The organism is Micromonospora sp. CPM1 (assembly GCF_023896895.1).
In the GTDB taxonomy this organism is placed as follows: domain Bacteria; phylum Actinomycetota; class Actinomycetes; order Mycobacteriales; family Micromonosporaceae; genus Micromonospora; species Micromonospora tulbaghiae.
Genome location: NZ_JAMHIU010000006.1, coordinates 148,351 through 165,084, shown reverse-complemented (window position 1 = coordinate 165,084; position 16,734 = coordinate 148,351). Strand labels below are relative to the sequence as shown.

15 protein-coding genes and 1 pseudogene are annotated in these 16,734 nt (G+C 73.4%); 9 read left to right on the top strand and 7 right to left on the bottom strand.

Translation table 11 applies throughout. The features are described 5' to 3' along the window. Positions 1 to 263: 263 nt before the first annotated feature. Complete coding sequence (locus tag M8C11_RS09770) at positions 264 to 557, top strand: antibiotic biosynthesis monooxygenase (RefSeq protein WP_013287496.1); 294 nt, start codon at positions 264 to 266, stop codon at positions 555 to 557. Positions 558 to 665: 108 nt separating this feature from the next. Here the strand turns inward: M8C11_RS09770 and M8C11_RS09765 are convergent, their stop codons facing one another. From M8C11_RS09765 to uvrB, 4 genes are all read right to left on the bottom strand, one after another. After that, entirely contained in the window at positions 666 to 1,565 is a 900-nt protein-coding gene (locus M8C11_RS09765) for a DUF5753 domain-containing protein (protein WP_121686259.1), read from the bottom strand. Between the two features lie 85 nt (positions 1,566 to 1,650). Beyond that, positions 1,651 to 2,019 carry a VOC family protein gene (locus tag M8C11_RS09760; RefSeq protein ID WP_252449318.1) on the bottom strand — a complete coding sequence of 123 codons (369 nt, stop codon included), beginning with the start codon at positions 2,017 to 2,019 and terminating at the stop codon, positions 1,651 to 1,653. A 25-nt stretch (positions 2,020 to 2,044) separates the two neighbouring features. Next, positions 2,045 to 2,881 (bottom strand): AraC family transcriptional regulator, encoded by an 837-nt coding sequence (locus M8C11_RS09755; protein ID WP_252449317.1) that lies wholly within the window; start codon positions 2,879 to 2,881, stop codon positions 2,045 to 2,047. A gap of 25 nt (positions 2,882 to 2,906) precedes the next feature. Next, a complete protein-coding gene (gene uvrB / locus M8C11_RS09750; protein ID WP_120568893.1) occupies positions 2,907 to 5,012 on the bottom strand; it encodes an excinuclease ABC subunit UvrB in 2,106 nt (701 codons plus the stop codon). A 296-nt stretch (positions 5,013 to 5,308) separates the two neighbouring features. Between uvrB and M8C11_RS09745 the strand changes: the two genes are divergently transcribed. Further along, the gene (locus tag M8C11_RS09745) at positions 5,309 to 6,922 is read left to right on the top strand and encodes a hypothetical protein (protein WP_252449316.1); all 1,614 of its coding nucleotides are present in this window, start codon (positions 5,309 to 5,311) and stop codon (positions 6,920 to 6,922) included. 37 nt (positions 6,923 to 6,959) lie between these two features. Here the strand turns inward: M8C11_RS09745 and coaE are convergent, their stop codons facing one another. Both coaE and rpsA read right to left on the bottom strand, forming a co-directional pair. Then, positions 6,960 to 8,138 carry a dephospho-CoA kinase gene (coaE, locus tag M8C11_RS09740; protein ID WP_252449315.1) on the bottom strand — a complete coding sequence of 393 codons (1,179 nt, stop codon included), beginning with the start codon at positions 8,136 to 8,138 and terminating at the stop codon, positions 6,960 to 6,962. 162 nt (positions 8,139 to 8,300) lie between these two features. Further along, positions 8,301 to 9,830, bottom strand: coding sequence for a 30S ribosomal protein S1 (gene rpsA, locus M8C11_RS09735; RefSeq protein WP_121682996.1), 1,530 nt, complete (start codon positions 9,828 to 9,830; stop codon positions 8,301 to 8,303). A 312-nt stretch (positions 9,831 to 10,142) separates the two neighbouring features. On the opposite strand from rpsA, the gene M8C11_RS09730 reads away from it, so the two are divergent. The 7 genes and pseudogenes from M8C11_RS09730 to M8C11_RS09700 all read left to right on the top strand — a co-directional run bounded on the left by M8C11_RS09730 (position 10,143) and on the right by M8C11_RS09700 (position 13,934). Beyond that, complete coding sequence (locus tag M8C11_RS09730) at positions 10,143 to 10,946, top strand: class I SAM-dependent methyltransferase (RefSeq protein WP_252449314.1); 804 nt, start codon at positions 10,143 to 10,145, stop codon at positions 10,944 to 10,946. Between the two features lie 55 nt (positions 10,947 to 11,001). Continuing rightward, positions 11,002 to 11,172: a hypothetical protein gene (locus M8C11_RS09725; protein WP_252449313.1), complete on the top strand. Its 171-nt coding sequence runs from the start codon at positions 11,002 to 11,004 to the stop codon at positions 11,170 to 11,172. Positions 11,173 to 11,269: 97 nt separating this feature from the next. Further along, the gene (locus tag M8C11_RS09720; protein ID WP_252449312.1) at positions 11,270 to 11,488 is read left to right on the top strand and encodes a DUF2945 domain-containing protein; all 219 of its coding nucleotides are present in this window, start codon (positions 11,270 to 11,272) and stop codon (positions 11,486 to 11,488) included. Beyond that, positions 11,475 to 11,819: pseudogene (locus M8C11_RS09715) on the top strand (DUF3140 domain-containing protein); the annotation flags it as partial. The gene M8C11_RS09720 and the pseudogene M8C11_RS09715, both read left to right, overlap by 14 nt. Positions 11,820 to 11,863: 44 nt before the next feature. After that, positions 11,864 to 12,730, top strand: a complete 867-nt coding sequence (locus tag M8C11_RS09710) for a CPBP family intramembrane glutamic endopeptidase (RefSeq protein WP_252449311.1) — start codon at positions 11,864 to 11,866, stop codon at positions 12,728 to 12,730. A gap of 48 nt (positions 12,731 to 12,778) precedes the next feature. Beyond that, entirely contained in the window at positions 12,779 to 13,528 is a 750-nt protein-coding gene (locus M8C11_RS09705) for an SDR family NAD(P)-dependent oxidoreductase (protein ID WP_145751911.1), read from the top strand. A gap of 31 nt (positions 13,529 to 13,559) precedes the next feature. Continuing rightward, positions 13,560 to 13,934, top strand: coding sequence for a MerR family transcriptional regulator (locus tag M8C11_RS09700; protein ID WP_252449310.1), 375 nt, complete (start codon positions 13,560 to 13,562; stop codon positions 13,932 to 13,934). Positions 13,935 to 14,015: 81 nt separating this feature from the next. Here the strand turns inward: M8C11_RS09700 and polA are convergent, their stop codons facing one another. Beyond that, positions 14,016 to 16,715 (bottom strand): DNA polymerase I, encoded by a 2,700-nt coding sequence (gene polA, locus M8C11_RS09695; RefSeq protein WP_252449309.1) that lies wholly within the window; start codon positions 16,713 to 16,715, stop codon positions 14,016 to 14,018. Positions 16,716 to 16,734 lie beyond the last annotated feature (19 nt).

Genomic DNA, 16,734 nt, shown 5'->3' with positions numbered 1-16,734 from the left:
ACCGACGGAGCCGGGTCGGGCCACCGGGGGTGCCGGCGCTCTTCCGTGCTGACGACTCCGTCGCGGGGGAATACTCCCCTCCTCGGCCGCCATTGTTCACCATCGCACCCGGGTGGCGCATCTCCGGGCCACCCGTCGATGTCTCGACGTGCCGCGGCTCACGTCCCGCAGCGCGTCCTAGGAGGCTAGCCATGTGCCTGTGCGGGGTGCCGGGATGTCACCCGGGACGCACCGGCGGCGGGCCGGCATGGCAGGCTGCCAGCATGGTTCTTGAGGTCGCGCTGATCGATGTCACGCCCGGACACGAGGACGAGTTCGCCGCCGCCTACGCGCAGGCGCGGCCGATCCTCGCCGGCGCCGAGGGCTGCCGCTCCGTGCGGATGACGCGGGGCGTGGAGTCGCCCACCCGGTTCGTGCTGCTCGTCGAGTGGGACTCGGTCGAGGCGCACGACGTGAACTTCCGCCAGACCGAGCGGTTCGCGCAGTGGCGCGGCCTGATCGGCCCGCACTTCGCCGGCCCGCCGCTGGTCGAGCACTTCATCGACGTTCCGGCCTGAACTGTCGTACCGCTGTCGTAGCCTGCGCGCTGCGCGGCCACCGGTCCCGACGGTCATCGGGGGCGCCGGGCCCGGTGGTCGCGCCGCACCGTCGGCGGGCCGTGCGCCTCACTCCAGCTCGTGCGGATCGCGCGGCCGGGGCACGGGCGCCGCACCGAGCCGCCGGGCCACCAGCTCGGCGGAGGCGTCCGCCGGCAGCGCCGCCGCCAGCAGCCGCTCGATGACCCGCTCGTAGTGGGTCACGTCCGCCTCGGCGACCAGCCGCAGGTCGGTCGTGAGCGTCTCCACCAGCACGGTGCGCGGATCCTCCGGGTCGGGGTAGGAGTAGTACGAGAACGGCGCCAGCGGGTGCGGCCCGTCGCCGCTCGACGCCGCGGACCGCAGCACCCGGACGGTGACGCGGGGCCGTTCGGCGAGCGCGAGCAGGTGCCGCATCTGGTCGCGCCACACGTCGGAAGGCAGCCCGTCCGGGTCGCAGACGCGCTCGTCCACCAGCGCGGTGTAGTGCGGCGGGTCCGGCCGGATCAGCAGTTCCTGGCGCGCCACCCGGGCCCGCACGTCGGCCTCCACGTCCACCTCCCCGGCCAGCGCCGCGCCGGCCGACACGCGCAGCCGGGCGTACGCCGGGGTCTGGAGCAGCCCGGGCACGAGCACGCACTGGTACTCCACGATGCGCTCCGCGCCCGCCTCCAGCTCGGCGTACGCCCGCTGACGCTCCCCCATCTCGCCGAGCGCCTTCGACCAGCCCCGGCCGGTGGCGGCGTCACGGGCGATGACGATCAGCTCATCGCGCTGCGGCGACGGCACCTCGTAGACGTCGAGCAGGTCGAGCACGTCGGCCAGATCGGGCCGGCTCTGCCCCAGCTCGATGCGGGACAGCTTCGAGGTGGACGCCCAGCCCAGCCGGGCGCAGACCTGCTCCAGTGTGAGCGACTCGCGACGGCGCAGCCGGCGCAGCTCCACACCGAGCCTCGCCCTCCGGACCACAGGACTTGCTGACAACGGCATGCACGCCTCCCGGGAGGGAGCGTACGCATCACCGTCACGCTCGGCAATACCTCGCCCACACAGCGCAACCGTGCGGGCGACGCGGTCAGGGGCGGTAGGTGCCGAACGACCAGACCAGCCCGGCCAGGTCGCGGGCGGCGTAGTCGCGGGAGCCGTAGTCGGTGTCGAACGGCGCCCGGACGATCTCCGCCCCGGCCGACCGGGCGCGCTCGTGGTGCGCGTCGACATCGTCGATCGCCACGTAGACGCGGTAGTCGTCGTCGGCGGGCCGGGACCGCGGCGCCGGCCCCGGGCCGAGCATCACCAGGTCGTCGCCGTACGCCAGCTCGGCGTGGCCGATCGTGCCGTCGGGCAGCTCGTGGGCCTCGCGCACGGTGAAGCCGAACGCGGCACAGAGGAAGTCCACGGCGGCTCGCACGTCGGGATACCGCAGGACCGGATAGACGCTTCGCATGCCCGTCAGTCTGCCGCCGGCGCGGTCAGACCGGATTGGACGAATGCGATCCGGGCGCGGTCAGCGCGGCCGGGGTGGCGCCGGCGAACTCGCGGAACTCGCGGATCAGGTGCGACTGGTCGCAGTAGCCCCACCGGGCGGCCCGCTCCGCCCACCCGGCGTCGTCCGGCACTGCGGCGTCCGCGGTGAGCAGCGTCCGGCCCAGGCTCGCGTACGCCCGCTCGAAGCGCAGCAGGCGGGCGACGGTCTTCGGCGGCAGGCCGAACTCCCGCCGGAACCGGACCGACAGGTGACGGCGGGACCAGCCCACTTCCCCGGCGAGCGCGGCCACGCCGACCGCTCCCCCGCTGCCGTCCAGGCGCCGCCAGGCCGCCAGCAGGTGCGGGTCCACCGGCGCGGTCGACGCCAGCCGCGCGACCAGGGCCGCGTCGAGCCGGGCGAAGCGTTCCGGCCAGCCCGGCTCGCCGGCCAGCTCGTCGCGCAGCCGGGCCAGCCAGCCCGCAACCGCGTCGACCGGCACCGCCCGGTTGGTCAGCTCGGCCAGCGGCAGCCCGAGCAGGCGGCGGGCCGCCGGGGCGGTCAGCAGCACCTGCACGCCGGTGCCGGTCCCGGCCGTCCGGGTGGCGCACCAGCCGTCGAACGGACCGGCCAGGAAGGCGTTGGCGGCGTACGCGCCGCGGCCGGGAGCACGCGGGTCGGTCACGTCCAGCGGGTCGCCCCAGCCGAGGATCAGCACGACGAACGCGCCCGCCGCCTCCCGGCGCACGAGCGGGACGGGCGCGTCCTCCCGGTAGCCGAGGTAGCGGTCCACCCACTGGCGCAGTCGCGGGTCGGGGCGCCCGATGACGGCCTCGGTCAGCATCGCGCCGCCCCGGCCGTCGCGCCGGTCACCGGACCCCTGCGGCGTCCATCCCGCGCAGTTCCTTCTTGAGGTCGGCGACCTCGTCGCGGATCCGCGCGGCCAGCTCGAACTGCAGCTCGCGCGCGGCGGCGAGCATCTGGTCGTTGAGCTCCTGGATGAGGTTGGCCAGGTCGGCCCGGGCCATCCCCTCGCGCGACGGGGTCGCGGCGGCGCCCCGGCGGCTGCGCGTCTCCTTGACCGGCGCCTTGCCCCGGGACAACTGCCGCACGGCCCCGCCGACGTTGCTGTTCTCGGTGTCCTCCGCCTCGCGGTAGATGTCGTCGAGGATGTCGTGGATCTTCTTGCGCAGCGGCTCCGGGCTGATGCCGTTCGCCTCGTTGTGCGCGATCTGCTTGGCCCGGCGCCGGTTGGTCTCGTCGATCGCGCTCGCCATCGACGGGGTGATCTTGTCGGCGTACATGTGGACCTGGCCGGAGACGTTACGGGCCGCGCGGCCGATGGTCTGGATCAGCGACCGGCCGCTGCGCAGGAAGCCCTCCTTGTCGGCGTCGAGGATCGCCACGAGCGAGACCTCGGGCAGGTCGAGGCCCTCCCGGAGCAGGTTGATGCCGACGAGCACGTCGTAGTCGCCCTTGCGCAGCTCGCGCAGCAGCTCGACGCGGCGCAGCGTGTCGACCTCGGAGTGCAGGTAGCGCACCCGGATGCCGTTCTCCAGCAGGTAGTCGGAGAGGTCCTCGGCCATCTTCTTGGTCAGCGTGGTGACGAGCACCCGCTCGTCGCGCTCGGTACGCAGCTTGATCTCGTGCATGAGGTCGTCGATCTGCCCCTTGGTCGGCTTGACCACCACCTCGGGGTCGATCAGGCCGGTGGGCCGGATCACCTGCTCGACGAACTCGCCCTGCGCCTGCTCCAGCTCCCACGGGCCGGGGGTCGCGGAGAGGAAGACCATCTGGCCCACCCGCTCCAGGAACTCGTCGAAGCGCAGCGGCCGGTTGTCAGCCGCGCTGGGGAGCCGGAAACCGTGGTCGATGAGCATCCGCTTACGGGAGGCGTCGCCCTCGTACATGCCGCCGATCTGCGGGATCGTCACGTGCGACTCGTCGACCACGGTGAGGAAGTCGTCGGGGAAGTAGTCGAGCAGACAGTGCGGCGGGCTGCCCGGCAGCCGGCCGTCGATGTGCATGGAGTAGTTCTCGATGCCGGAGCAGAAGCCCACCTGGCGCATCATCTCGATGTCGTAGGTGGTGCGCATGCGCAGCCGCTGGGCCTCCAGCAGCTTGCCCTGCCGTTCCAGCTCGGCCAGCCGCTCACCCAGCTCGGCCTCGATGTCGCGGATCGCCCGCTCCATCCGCTCGGGACCGGCGGCGTAGTGCGTGGCCGGGAAGATCATCAGGCTGTCGACCTCGCGGACCACGTCACCGGTCAGCGGGTTGAGGTAGTAGAGCTTCTCGATCTCGTCACCGAACAGCTCGATCCGGACCGCCAGTTCCTCGTACGCCGGGATGATCTCCAGCGTGTCGCCGCGGACCCGGAACGTGCCGCGCTGGAAGGCCATGTCGTTGCGCGTGTACTGGATGTCGACCAGCCGGCGCAGCAACTGGTCGCGGTCCAGCTCCTGCCCGACCTTGACCCGCACGGCCCGGTCGAGGTATTCCTCCGGCGTGCCCAGGCCGTAGATCGCCGACACGGTGGCGACCACGATGACGTCCCGCCGGGTGAGCAGCGACATCGTGGCCGAGTGCCGCAGCCGCTCGACCTCCTCGTTGATCGAGGAGTCCTTCTCGATGTAGGTGTCGGTCTGCGGGATGTACGCCTCGGGCTGGTAGTAGTCGTAGTAGGAGACGAAGTATTCGACCGCGTTCTGCGGCAGCAGCTCGCCGAACTCCTTCGCGAGCTGGGCGGCGAGGGTCTTGTTGGGGGCGAGCACCAGGGTCGGCCGCTGGAGGCGCTCGACCAGCCACGCCGTGGTGGCGCTCTTGCCCGTGCCGGTCGCGCCGAGCAGCACCGTGTTGCGGTCGCCGCGCCGCACGCGACGCTCAAGCTCGTCGATGGCAGCCGGCTGGTCACCGGCCGGCTGGAACTCACTGACGACCTGGAAGCGGCCGTCGAGCCGGGGAATGTCGAGCGCCATGACACCAACGGTACGCCCGCGGTCCGACACTTCCGGCCACGACCACGGACCGTCCCTGATCGGCTTCGATATTCCCATTGTGTGGCTCATCTCACCGGTCTACCCTCGTACCGTAGGCCGCTCGCGGCGGCCGACCGGGCAGGTGATCGCCCCTCGCGGGCCGGTCGCCCCCGGCGCCAGGGCCGCAGCACCCGGGACGACCGGCGTGCGCGCCGACGGTGGTCGCGCGCAGCGCTGACCGGCCGCCGCGAGCGCCCCTGCTCGTCACCGAAACCCCGCTCTCGCGTTCTCCACTCGTGGGGACCTCTCCCGAGCGCCGGCCGCGACGCGAGCCCGACACCGGCACGCCCCCGCCCGCCGACGAGCCGGGCCGCCAGCGCGGCGCGAGCCGCCCGCACCGGCTCTCCGCGCGTGGCGACGGCGACCAGGCCGTCCCCCGGGAACCGGGCCGGGGTCACCGTCGCGGCCGCACCAGCACACCGACCCGGCCCGCCACGGTGGCCGGCCGGCGCCGCCGCGCCGACCCGCTCGCCGGCCGCCGTCCCACGCTCACCACCCGGCCGGGCAGCGACCCGGAACTGGACGGCGCCGACGACCCGCCGGACGGGCCGGACCGGCGCCGGATCGCGCTCGCCGCGCTCGTGGCAGCCGCCGCGATCTCCGCCGCGACGCTCGTCGCCGGCCTGCTGACCTGGGCACCCCACCGGGCCGACGAGACCGGTACGGCACGCCCGCTCACCGCCGCCGAAGCCGACCGGGTGGCCGCGCTGCGGGTCACCAACCTGCGCGACGTACGCGCCGGCGTCCGGGTCACCGTCGGGGCCGACGCCGCCCGTACCGAACTGGTCGGCTGGGTCGACTGGGCCCGCCCCCTGGTCTACCTGGACGTCGGCGGCCCGGGCGCGGGCGCCGACCGGGGCCTGGTCCAGGCCACCGCGTCCGCGCTGCTGGTGCGGCCCGACCCCGGCGCGCTCCCCACCCCGGCCCGGCCCCCGCTGGTGCCGCCGGCGGACCGGTGGCGGATGCGGGAGGCGGCCGGCGGGCACGGCCTGGGCGCGGTACGCGACCTGCTGATCGGGCTCGGCGCCGACCGGGTCGACCGGCCCGCCACCGACGGCCGGTGGCTGCGCGACGACCGGGTCGGCGGAGTCCCGGTGGACGTGCTCCAGGCGCCCCTCGCACCGGCTGGTGACCCGCCGCCGACGCTGTGGGTGGACGCGGACGCCCGGCTGCACCGGCTCACCGGGCGGCTGGCCGACGGCACACCCGTCACCGTCGACCTGACCCGCGCCGACCGGCCTACCGTGCACCCGGTGGACGTCCTCGGCGGACCGCCCGGGCAGCCCCGGGCGCTCACCGACGACGAGGCCGCCCGGCTGGCCGCGCTGCCCGCCCGGCTCCGGGCCCTGCGCGGCACGACGGTGGCGGTGGACGCTCCGCTCGCCCCGTCGGCCGACCTGCGGGCCACCGGCACGGTGAACTGGACGACGCCGTCGGCGTACGTCACGGTGATCGAGGAGGGCAGCGGCCGGCGTACCCTCCGCTGGGCCCGGCCGGGACGGATGGCGCAGGTGCAGCGCTCCCCCGACGGACCCGCGACGCCCCCGACGCCGGTGCCGGCCGCGCTGCTCGCGGCCCCCGCGCGTCCGCCGGGCGACGACCTGGACCGGCTGCTCGACGCGGCACTGCGGGCGGCCCGGCGCCCGCCGGCCGGTGACGTCGTCCGCGTTCGGGAGGACCGCTCGGGCGACCGGACGGTCGACGTGTTCGAGCTGCCGGGCGGCCGCCGCCTGTGGCTGGACCGCGGTGGTCTGCCGCGCCGGATGGAACTGCGGACCGGGCCGGGCGTGTGGATCCGGCTCGACCTCACCCCGGGGCGCGCGGCGGGCAGCGGCGGGTCGTCGGCCTAGCGTCGCGCTGAACGGGCCGCGTTCGCGGGACGGCCCGTCAGGGCCGCCAGCCGGTCTGCTCGGCCCACTCCTCGGCGCGCAGGTGCTCCTCGTCGAACCAGGGATCGGTCACAGTGCCCCACGCGGCGTGCTCCGGCGCGGCCGCCGCCAGATCCCGCTTCACCTGGAGGTAGTCGGCCCGCCGTGCCGGGTCGGCACGCAGGTGGTCGCGCATCAGCAGCGCGTACCGCCAGCCGGGCGAACCGGCCTCCCGCAGGTGCAGGCGCACCGGACGCCCCGGGTCCGCACCGCCGTGCAGCCGCTTGGCCCAGCGCACCGGTTCCGGCTGTCGCGGCGCGTCCCACCAGTCGCCCGGCAGCCGCGGGAACCCGGCCTCGGCCAGCCGCTGCGCGAGCGGCCCGTCCGCCTCGTCGAGCGAGGACACCGTCACCTGGATGTCGATCACGTCGGGCGCGGCGAGCCCGGGCACGGCGGTCGAGCCGACGTGGTCGACCCGGATGTCACCGCCGGCGGCGTGGCGGATCCGGGTGGCGAGCCGGGCGTACTGCTCGGGCCAGGTCGGGTCCGGCGCGGCGAGCGCCACCGGGTCGGGCGGGACGGCGCGGCGCTCGCGGACGTTGCGCTCGTAGGGCAGCAGGCGGTCGCGCCACAGGGCGTCCACCGCGCCGTGCAGCTCGGAGAGCGTGCCGTCGTTGGTGAGCAGCACGTCCGCGACCGCGCGGCGGGTGGCGTCGTCGGCCTGCGCGGCGATGCGCCGCTGCGCCTCCGCCGCGGCCATCCCCCGGTCGCGGGTCAGCCGGGCCATCCGGGTCGGCACGGCCGTCTGCACCACGACCACCAGGTGGTACGTCGGCGCGAGTCCCACCTCGACCAGCAGCGGTACGTCGTTCACGACGATCGCGTCGGCGGGAGCGGCGGCGACCAGTTCGGCGCTGCGCGCGCGTACCCGCGGATGGGTGATCCCTTCGAGCGTGCGGCGGGCGGCCTCGTCGCCGAAGACCAGCGCGCCGAGGGCGGCCCGGTCCAGCGCCCCGTCGGCGTCCAGGACCTTGTCGGAGAAGGCGGCGACCACCTCGGCCAGCCCGTCGGTGCCGGGCGCGACGACCTCCCGGGCGATGCGGTCCGAGTCGACGATCACCGCGCCCAGCGCGGCGAGACGGCTCGCCACCGCACTCTTGCCCGATCCGATTCCGCCGGTCAGCCCCACCTTCAGCACCCGGACAGTCAACCGGATCCGGTGTCGGCATGCCAAACCGCCCCGGCGTACGACGCGGGCCCCGCCCCCGGCGCTCCGCTGGTGCGGAACGCGGGGACGGGGCCCGTCGTTCAGAGGCAGTCGCCGGTTCGTCCGGTGGGACGAACCCGCGTCAGCGTCCGGTCACTTGCCGCCGGCGAGCTTCTCCCGCAGCGCGGCGAGCGCCTCGTCGGTCGCGAGCGTGCCGGCCGGCTCCTCGGCCTGACGGCTCGGGGCCGAGGTCGAGGTGGTGGTGCCGCTGGTGACGGGCGGAGCCGGGTTGGCAGCGGCCTCGGCGTCGGCGGCGCGGGAGGTCTGCACCTGCTTGGTGTGGGCCTCCCAGCGCTGACGCGCCTCGGCGTACTGCTGCTCCCAGGTCTCGCGCTGCTTGTCGTAGCCCTCGAGCCACTCGCCCGTCTCCGGGTCGAAGCCCTCCGGGTAGATGTAGTTGCCCTGCTCGTCGTACGTCGCGGCCATGCCGTAGAGGGTCGGGTCGAAGTGCTCCTCGCCCTCGACGAAGCCCTCGTTGGCCTGCTTGAGCGACAGCGAGATCCGGCGGCGCTCCAGGTCGATGTCGATGACCTTGACCATGACCTCGGAGCCGACCTGCACGACCTGCTCCGGGATCTCCACGTGGCGCTCGGCCAGCTCGGAGATGTGGACCAGGCCCTCGATGCCGTCGTCCACCCGGACGAACGCGCCGAACGGCACCAGCTTGGTGACCTTACCCGGCACGATCTGCTGGATCGCGTGGGTGCGGGCGAACTGACGCCACGGGTCCTCCTGCGTCGCCTTGAGCGACAGCGAGACCCGCTCGCGGTCCAGGTCGACGTCCAGGACCTCGACCTCGACCTCCTGGCCCACCTCGACGACCTCGGACGGGTGGTCGATGTGCTTCCAGGACAGCTCGGAGACGTGCACGAGGCCGTCCACGCCGCCCAGGTCGACGAACGCGCCGAAGTTGACGATCGAGGAGACGACGCCCTTGCGGACCTGCCCCTTCTGGAGCTTGTTGAGGAACTCGGTGCGCACCTCGGACTGCGTCTGCTCCAGCCAGGCACGGCGGGACAGGACCACGTTGTTGCGGTTCTTGTCCAGCTCGATGATCTTGGCTTCGAGCTCGCGGCCGACGTACGGCTGCAGGTCACGCACACGCCGCATCTCGACGAGCGACGCGGGCAGGAAGCCACGCAGGCCGATGTCGAGGATGAGACCACCCTTGACGACCTCGATGACCGAGCCGCGGACGACGCCGTCCTCGTCCTTGATCTTCTCGATCGTGCCCCAGGCCCGCTCGTACTGCGCCCGCTTCTTGGAGAGGATCAGCCGACCCTCCTTGTCCTCCTTCTGGAGGACGAGGGCCTCGATGTGGTCGCCCACCGAAACGACCTCGGCCGGGTCCACGTCGTGCTTGATCGACAGCTCCCGAGAGGGGATGACACCCTCGGTCTTGTAGCCGATGTCGAGCAGGACCTCGTCCCGATCGACCTTGACGACGGTGCCTTCGACAATGTCGCCGTCGTTGAAGTACTTGATGGTCTCGTCGATCGCGGCGAGGAAAGCTTCCTCAGAGCCGAGGTCGTCGTGGGTGACCTTGTTGGCGCTCGAGGTGGCCTCGATGCTGCTCGTCATGTGGGCGGTTGCTCCGGTCGGATGGGTTGTCACAGCGGGCATGGGTGTCGCAGTGACTCTTCCGCGCCAGCGGATCCGTCGCCGGGCACACCGAACGATCGACGCGAGAAGATCATTAGTGGCTCCGGTGACCGCGCACCTGCTCCCTGCCGAGGCACACGATCCGCGAGCGCATCGTCTAGCCTACCCGCTGCATTACCACAGCGTGCAAGCCCTCCCGGGTCCGTGCGAACTCATCCGCTGCGAAAGCGGAGATTTTGCTCGGTAAGGTGCCACAGCTGTCTCGTCCGTCACACCGGCCCCAACCGCCACCCCACCCGACCGGCCCGGCGCCGCCGGACCTAGCGTGGACGGGTGGACGACGACAGGGTGACCCGCCGACGGGTCGACGCCGGCGAGATCCGCCGCGCCAACCGCGGATGGTGGGACACCGACGCCGACGCGTACCAGGCCGAGCACGGCGCGTTCCTCGGCGACGCCGACTTCGTCTGGTGCCCCGAGGGGCTGCGCGAGGCCGACGCCCGGCTGCTCGGCGACGTGACCGGCCGGCGCATCCTCGAACTCGGCGCCGGAGCGGCCGCCGCCGCCCGCTGGCTCGCCGCCCAGGGCGCCCGGCCGATCGCGCTGGACCTGTCCGCCGGCATGCTGCGGCACGCCGCCGAGGCCGCCGACCGCACCGGGGTACGCGTGCCGCTGGTGCAGGCCGACGCGCTCGCCCTGCCGTTCGCCGACGCCGCGTTCGACGCCGTCTGCACCGCGTTCGGCGCGATCCCGTTCGTGGACGACTCGGCGGCGGCGATGCGCGAGGTGGCGAGGGTGCTGCGCCCCGGCGGCCGGTGGGTCTTCTCGGTCACCCACCCGATGCGCTGGATCTTCCTGGACGACCCGGGCGAGGGCGGGCTGACCGCCGTGCACTCGTACTTCGACCGCTCCCCCTACGTCGAGCAGGACGAGCACGGCGTGGCCACGTACGTCGAGCAGCACCGCACCCTGGGCGACCGGATCCGGGAGCTGGTCGGCGCCGGTTTCCGCCTGCTGGACCTGGTGGAACCGGAGTGGCCGGCCGGGCACGAGGGGATCTGGGGCCAGTGGAGCCCGCTGCGCGGCCGGCTGTTCCCCGGCACCGCCATCTTCGTCGCCGAGAAGCCGACGGACTGAGCGCGTCGCACGTCCGGTGCGACACGGGCTCCGCACCCGGCGGTACGCTCGCCGCATGAGCGCCGAGCCCATCCCGGCATCACCCGGCCCCTGGTGTCCGGACCCGATGCGGCAGCAGCGTGCGGACTACACGCTGGAGGATCTGCTCACCCTGCCGGACGACGCCCCCCGCTCGGCCCGGGCGGCGAGCGGCAGTACGAACTGGTGGACGACGGCAGCGAGGTGATCGAGCTGCCCGAGCCCTTCGCGATCAAGCTGCCGATCGCGGAGATCCGGCCCTGACGACGCCGTTACTCGGTATCCACTCCGGGTAACCGGGCGGCATGGCCGAGAAAGAGTCCCACGCCGGGGACCACGTCTCCTGGGCCAGCCACAGCGGCCGGGCGTACGGCGTCGTCAAGGAGAAGCTGACCGAGCGCACCCACGTACGCGGGCACACCGTGAACGCCTCACCGGAGCAGCCGCAGTACCGGATCACCAACGACGACTCGGGCCGCGACGTCGCCCACCGGCCGGAGGTGCTTCGCCATGAGTCGCGCTGAGGATCCGCAGCAGACGTACCGGGAGTTCACCGACGCGGTGAACATGAAGCCGGGCGAACTGTCCCGCTGGCTGGAGAGCGAGGAGTCCAAACACGTCGGCTGGCACAAGAAGGGCACCCAGGGCGGCGAGTCGGTCGGCCACGACTCCGGCCGGCGCATCGTCGACCTGCTGCGCCGCAAGCGCGCCGACCTCACCGCCGCCGACTACAAGCACATGCGCAAGGTGATCGGGTACGTGCACCGGCACCTGGCGCAACGTCCCGCGGGTGACGTCCGGGACACCAGGTGGCGCTGGTCGCTGATGAACTGGGGCCACGACCCGCTCAAGGGCTGAGCCGGCCGGTCCGTTCGCCGGGCGTTGGTACCGTGCCGGCGATGACGACAGACGTATCGATCGCCGGCCGTCATCCCCGCGCCGGGCGGGTGGTCCTCGTGGCCGGCCTCGGCCTGATCGCCGTCGCGGCAGTCTTCCTGGTGGCGACCGGCAACACCGGCGTCAGGTACAGCGCCGACCACGACGGCACCGTGCCGATGTGGAGCCGCTGGATACCGGCGCTGGCCGCGATCGCGCTGATCCGCCTGATCCCGCCCGCGCCCGACCCGAGGTGGCCGGACCCGGTAGCGCCGTACCGTGAGGCGGTGCCGCTGCTGCTGGCCGGGATCGCGTTCGCCGCCGTCATGCCGCTGCTGGGGGGCGAACCCGCGTACACCGTGTGGAAGCTCGCGCTGCTGCTCGGCGTACCCCTTGTGGTGTTCCTGGCCGCGCGCCGCCTGCCGCCACGGTGGCGGCCGGGGCCGGCCCCGGCGGACGCCGCTCACCGGTGGGGTCCGGCGCTGCCGGTGGCGGTGTGGCTGGTGCTCAGCTACGCGACGCCCTTGTCCGTGCCGGCGAGCGACTGGGGGCGGACCGTCACGCCGGTCGAGCTGGTCGTCACGCTGCTTGTGGCCTTCGCGGTGAACGCGCTGCTGGAGGAGGCCTTCTACCGGCGGTGGCTGCAGACCCGGTGGGAGTCGCTGCTGGGGCGCTGGCCGGCGATCGTGCTCGCGTCGCTGGTGTGGGCGGCCTGGCACGTGGCCATCCAGGGCAGCGGCCGGCCCGCCGTCGACCTGGCGTCGGTGGTCGTCAACCACGGCGCGCTCGGGCTGTTCCTCGGCTACCTGTGGTCGCGGTACCGCCGGATGTGGCCGCTGCTCGTGGTGCACGGCGCGGTCAACGCGATGCCGGTCCTGCTCGGTCTCTGACCGGTCCGCTTGACCCTGCCGCAGGCGGCAGGGTCGGACGATGCCGGCATGGAACGCCGCACGCCACGCGTCGCCGTGGTCACCGGTGCGGGGACCGGCATCGGCCGGGCCACCGCACGCTCCCTCGCCACCTCCGGGTACGCAGTGGTCGCGGTCGGCCGGCGCGCCGCGCCGCTGGCGGAGACCGCCGCCGGCCGGCCGGGTATCGCCCCGCTGACGGCCGACGTCACCGCTCCCGACGGGCCGGACCGGGTCGTCGGCGCCGCGCTCGACCGGTACGGCCGCCTCGACGTCCTGGTCAACAACGCGGGTGTGGCCGGCGGCGGGCCGCTGGCGGAGCTGGACGAGGACGCCGCCCGGCGGCAGCTGGAGACGAACCTGCTCGCGCCGATCCGGCTGGCGCACGCCGCCGTCGAGGCGCTCGCCGCGACCCGTGGCGTGATCGTCAACGTCACCACGTCGGTCGGCCTGCGCGCCTGGCCGGGCAGTTCGGTGTACGCGGCGGGCAAGGCCGCGCTGGACTCGCTGACCCGCAGCTGGGCGGTGGAACTCGCGCCGCTCGGCGTCCGGGTGGTGGCGGTGGCGCCTGGCGCGGTCGACACTCCCATCGGCGAGCACAGTGGCCTCTCCCCCGAGCGGCGCGCGGCGGTACGGGACTGGCAGCTCGCACACACCCCGGCGGGCCGGATCGGCCGGCCGGAGGACGTAGCCTGGGCGATCCGGCGGCTGTGCGAGCCGGAGGCGGACTTCGTCACCGGTGTGGTGCTGCCGGTGGACGGGGGCGCGGTGGTCGCGTGAGAGGACGGTGGGGGCGGTGCGGATCGGCGCGGTGGCGAAGGCGACGGGCTGCACGCCGCGTGCCCTGCGGCACTACGAGGAACACGGGCTCATCGCCTCGGCCCGGGCGGCGAACGGCTATCGCGAGTACGACGACGCGGTCGTCACCCGGGTCCGCAACATCCGTCACCTGCTCGACGCCGGGCTGACGCTGGACGACGTGCGGGTCTTCCTGCCCTGCCTGGACGGGGACGTGGCGTCGGCGCCGCCGTCCCCGGCGGGGCTGCGGGTCGGCCGGGAGCGGCTGGCCGTGCTGGACGCCCGGATCGCGGCCCAGGTGGCCGTCCGGGACCGCCTGGCCGCCGCCCTCCAGGCCGCCGCCCCCGACCCCGCCCTCTCGCCGTCCCCGCCGCCTCTTGCGCGGTGATCAAGGAGTTTGTGTCACTCCCGAGTCCTTTCGGGGACACGAACTCCTTGATCACCGCCGGGGCGGGGTGGCGCGGTGGGGTCAGTGGTCGGCGCTGTTCCAGTCGCGGCCCTCGCCCACCGACACCTCCAGCGGCACCGACAGCGGGTACGCCTCGCCCATCTCCTTGCGCACCAACGCCTCCAGCGCCTCCCGCTCGCCGGGGGCGACCTCGAAGACCAGCTCGTCGTGCACCTGCAACAGCATCCGGGAGCGCAGCCCGGCGTCACGCAGCGCGTTGTCGACGTGCAGCATGGCGACCTTGATGATGTCGGCCGCCGAACCCTGGATCGGGGCGTTGAGCGCCATCCGCTCGGCCATCTCGCGGCGCTGCCGGTTGTCGCTGACCAGGTCGGGCAGGTAGCGGCGGCGCCCCAGGATGGTGGAGGTGTAGCCGTCCTGGCGAGCCCGGGCCACCACCTCCTGGAGGTAGTCGCGGACCCCGCCGAACCCGGCGAAGTAGTTCTCCATCAGCCCGCGCGCCTCCTCGGCGCTGATGCCGAGCTGTTGGGACAGGCCGAACGCGCTGAGCCCGTACGCCAGGCCGTAGTTCATCGCCTTGATCTTGCGGCGCTGGTCGGCGGTCACGTCGCCGACCTCGACCGTGAAGACCGAGGACGCGGTGGCGGCGTGGAAGTCGTGCCCGGAGTTGAACGCCTCGATCAGCGCGTCGTCCGAGGACAGGTGCGCCATGATCCGCATCTCGATCTGGCTGTAGTCGGCGGTGAGCAGGCACTCGTAGCCCTCGCCGACGACGAACGCGCGCCGGATCCGCCGCCCCTCCTCGGTGCGGATCGGGATGTTCTGCAGGTTCGGCTCGGTGGAGGACAGCCGCCCGGTCGCCGCCACGGTCTGGTTGAACGTGGTGTGGATCCGGCCGTCGTCGGAGACCGACTTGAGCAGACCGTCGACAGTCGACTTGAGCTTCGCCACGTCGCGGTGGCGCAGCAGGTGGTGCAGCAGCGGGTGCTCGGTCTGCGCGTAGAGCCACTGGAGCGCGTCGGCGTCGGTGGTGTAGCCGGTCTTGATCCGCTTGGTCTTGGGCAGGCCCAGCTCGGTGAAGAGGATCTCCTGGAGCTGCTTCGGGGAACCGAGGTTGAACTCCCGGCCGACCACCTCGTACGCGCTCTGGGCGGCGGCCTTCACCTCGGCGGCGAAGTGCGCCTCCAGCTCGGAGAGGTAGTCGGTGTCGGCGGCGATGCCGGTGCGCTCCATGGTCGCGAGCACCCGCATCAGCGGCAGCTCCACGCCGGCCATCAGCCGGGCCGACTGCTCGCCGTCGCGGGACAGCTCGGCGTCGATAGCGTCGGCCAGGTCGAGCGTGGCGCGGGCCTGGAGCATGAGGTTCTGCTCGGCCACGCCCTCGTCGCCGAGCCCATCGAGGGTGAGCTGACCGGTCTCCGGCGCGTCGACGCGCAGCTCCCGGTGCAGGTAACGCAGCGCCAGGTCGGTCAGGTCGTAGGAGCGCTGGTCGGGGCGGGCCAGGTAGGCGGCGATCTGCGTGTCGCGGGCGATGCCCTGAAGCTCCCAGCCGTGCGCGGCGAACGCCAGCACCGCCGGCTTGCTGTCGTGCAGCACCTTCGGACGCTCCGCGTCGGCGAGCCACCCGGCCAGCGCGGCCTCGTCGTCGGCGCCCAGGGCGCTCGGGTCGAACCAGGCGCCCGCGCCGGCGGCGGTGGCCAGCGCCATCGCGGTCACCGTGGCGGTGTGCCGGCGGTTGGGGCCGGTGTCGAGCGTGACCGCCAGGCCCACCGGGGCGCCCGCCGGGGCGTGCGTGTCGAGCCAGCCCGCGAGCGCGCCCGGCTCGGTGAGCACCTCGCCGGCCAGGTCGAAGCCCGCCTCGGCCTCCGGCTCGACGGCTTCCAGGTATTGGTAGAGCCGGTCGCGCAGGATGCGGAACTGGAGCGTGTCGAAGACCTGGTGCACGGCTTCGCGGTCCCAGCCCTGCCAGCGGGCGTCCTCGGGGCGGACCGGCAGCTCCAGATCGGAGACCAGGCAGTTGATCTCGTAGTTGCGGATCACGTCGGCCAGCCGCTCGCGCAGGCTGTCGCCGGCCTTGCCCTTGATCTCGTCGGCGCGGGCCACCACGCCCTCGACGCCGCCGTACAGGTTGATCCACTTGGCCGCGGTCTTCGGGCCGACACCCGGTACGCCCGGCAGGTTGTCGCTGGTCTCGCCGACCAGCGCGGCCAGGTCGCGGTAGCGGTCCGGGGTGACGCCGTACTTCGCCTCGACCGCGGCCGGGTCCATCCGGGCCAGGTCGGAGACGCCCTTGCGCGGGTAGAGCACTGTCACCTGCTCGCCGACGAGCTGGAACGCGTCCCGGTCGCCGGTGGTGATCAGCACGTCCATGCCCTGGTCGCGGGCCTGGCAGGCGAGCGTGGCGATGACGTCGTCGGCCTCGTAGCCCTCCTTCTCGACCACCGGCACGCGCAGCGCGGCGAGGACCTCCTTGACCAGGCTGACCTGGCCCTTGAAGTCGGTGGGGGTCTCGCTGCGGCCGGCCTTGTACTCGGAGTACTTCTCGGTGCGGAAGGATCGGCGGGAGACGTCGAACGCCACGACGATGTGCGTCGGCTGCTCGTCGCGCAGCACGTTGATCAGCATCGAGGTGAAGCCGTAGACGGCGTTGGTCGGCTGCCCCGTGGTGGTGGAGAAGTTCTCCACAGGCAGGGCGAAGAAAGCCCGGTATGCCAGGGAATGTCCGTCGACGAGGAGCAGGCGCGGCGTCGTAGCTGTCACGGCTGCGACTCTAGTCCGT

Bases quoted from the DNA above. Each gene is read 5' to 3' on its own strand.
- M8C11_RS09770 (WP_013287496.1), top strand. From the start codon at position 264: ATGGTTCTTGAGGTCGCGCTGATCGATGTCACGCCCGGACACGAGGAC.
- M8C11_RS09765 (WP_121686259.1), bottom strand. From the start codon at position 1,565: ATGCCGTTGTCAGCAAGTCCTGTGGTCCGGAGGGCGAGGCTCGGTGTG.
- M8C11_RS09760 (WP_252449318.1), bottom strand. From the start codon at position 2,019: ATGCGAAGCGTCTATCCGGTCCTGCGGTATCCCGACGTGCGAGCCGCC.
- M8C11_RS09755 (WP_252449317.1), bottom strand. From the start codon at position 2,881: ATGCTGACCGAGGCCGTCATCGGGCGCCCCGACCCGCGACTGCGCCAG.
- uvrB (WP_120568893.1), bottom strand. From the start codon at position 5,012: ATGGCGCTCGACATTCCCCGGCTCGACGGCCGCTTCCAGGTCGTCAGT.
- rpsA (WP_121682996.1), bottom strand. From the start codon at position 9,830: ATGCCCGCTGTGACAACCCATCCGACCGGAGCAACCGCCCACATGACG.
- M8C11_RS09725 (WP_252449313.1), top strand. From the start codon at position 11,002: ATGAGCGCCGAGCCCATCCCGGCATCACCCGGCCCCTGGTGTCCGGAC.
- M8C11_RS09720 (WP_252449312.1), top strand. From the start codon at position 11,270: ATGGCCGAGAAAGAGTCCCACGCCGGGGACCACGTCTCCTGGGCCAGC.
- M8C11_RS09710 (WP_252449311.1), top strand. From the start codon at position 11,864: ATGACGACAGACGTATCGATCGCCGGCCGTCATCCCCGCGCCGGGCGG.
- M8C11_RS09705 (WP_145751911.1), top strand. From the start codon at position 12,779: ATGGAACGCCGCACGCCACGCGTCGCCGTGGTCACCGGTGCGGGGACC.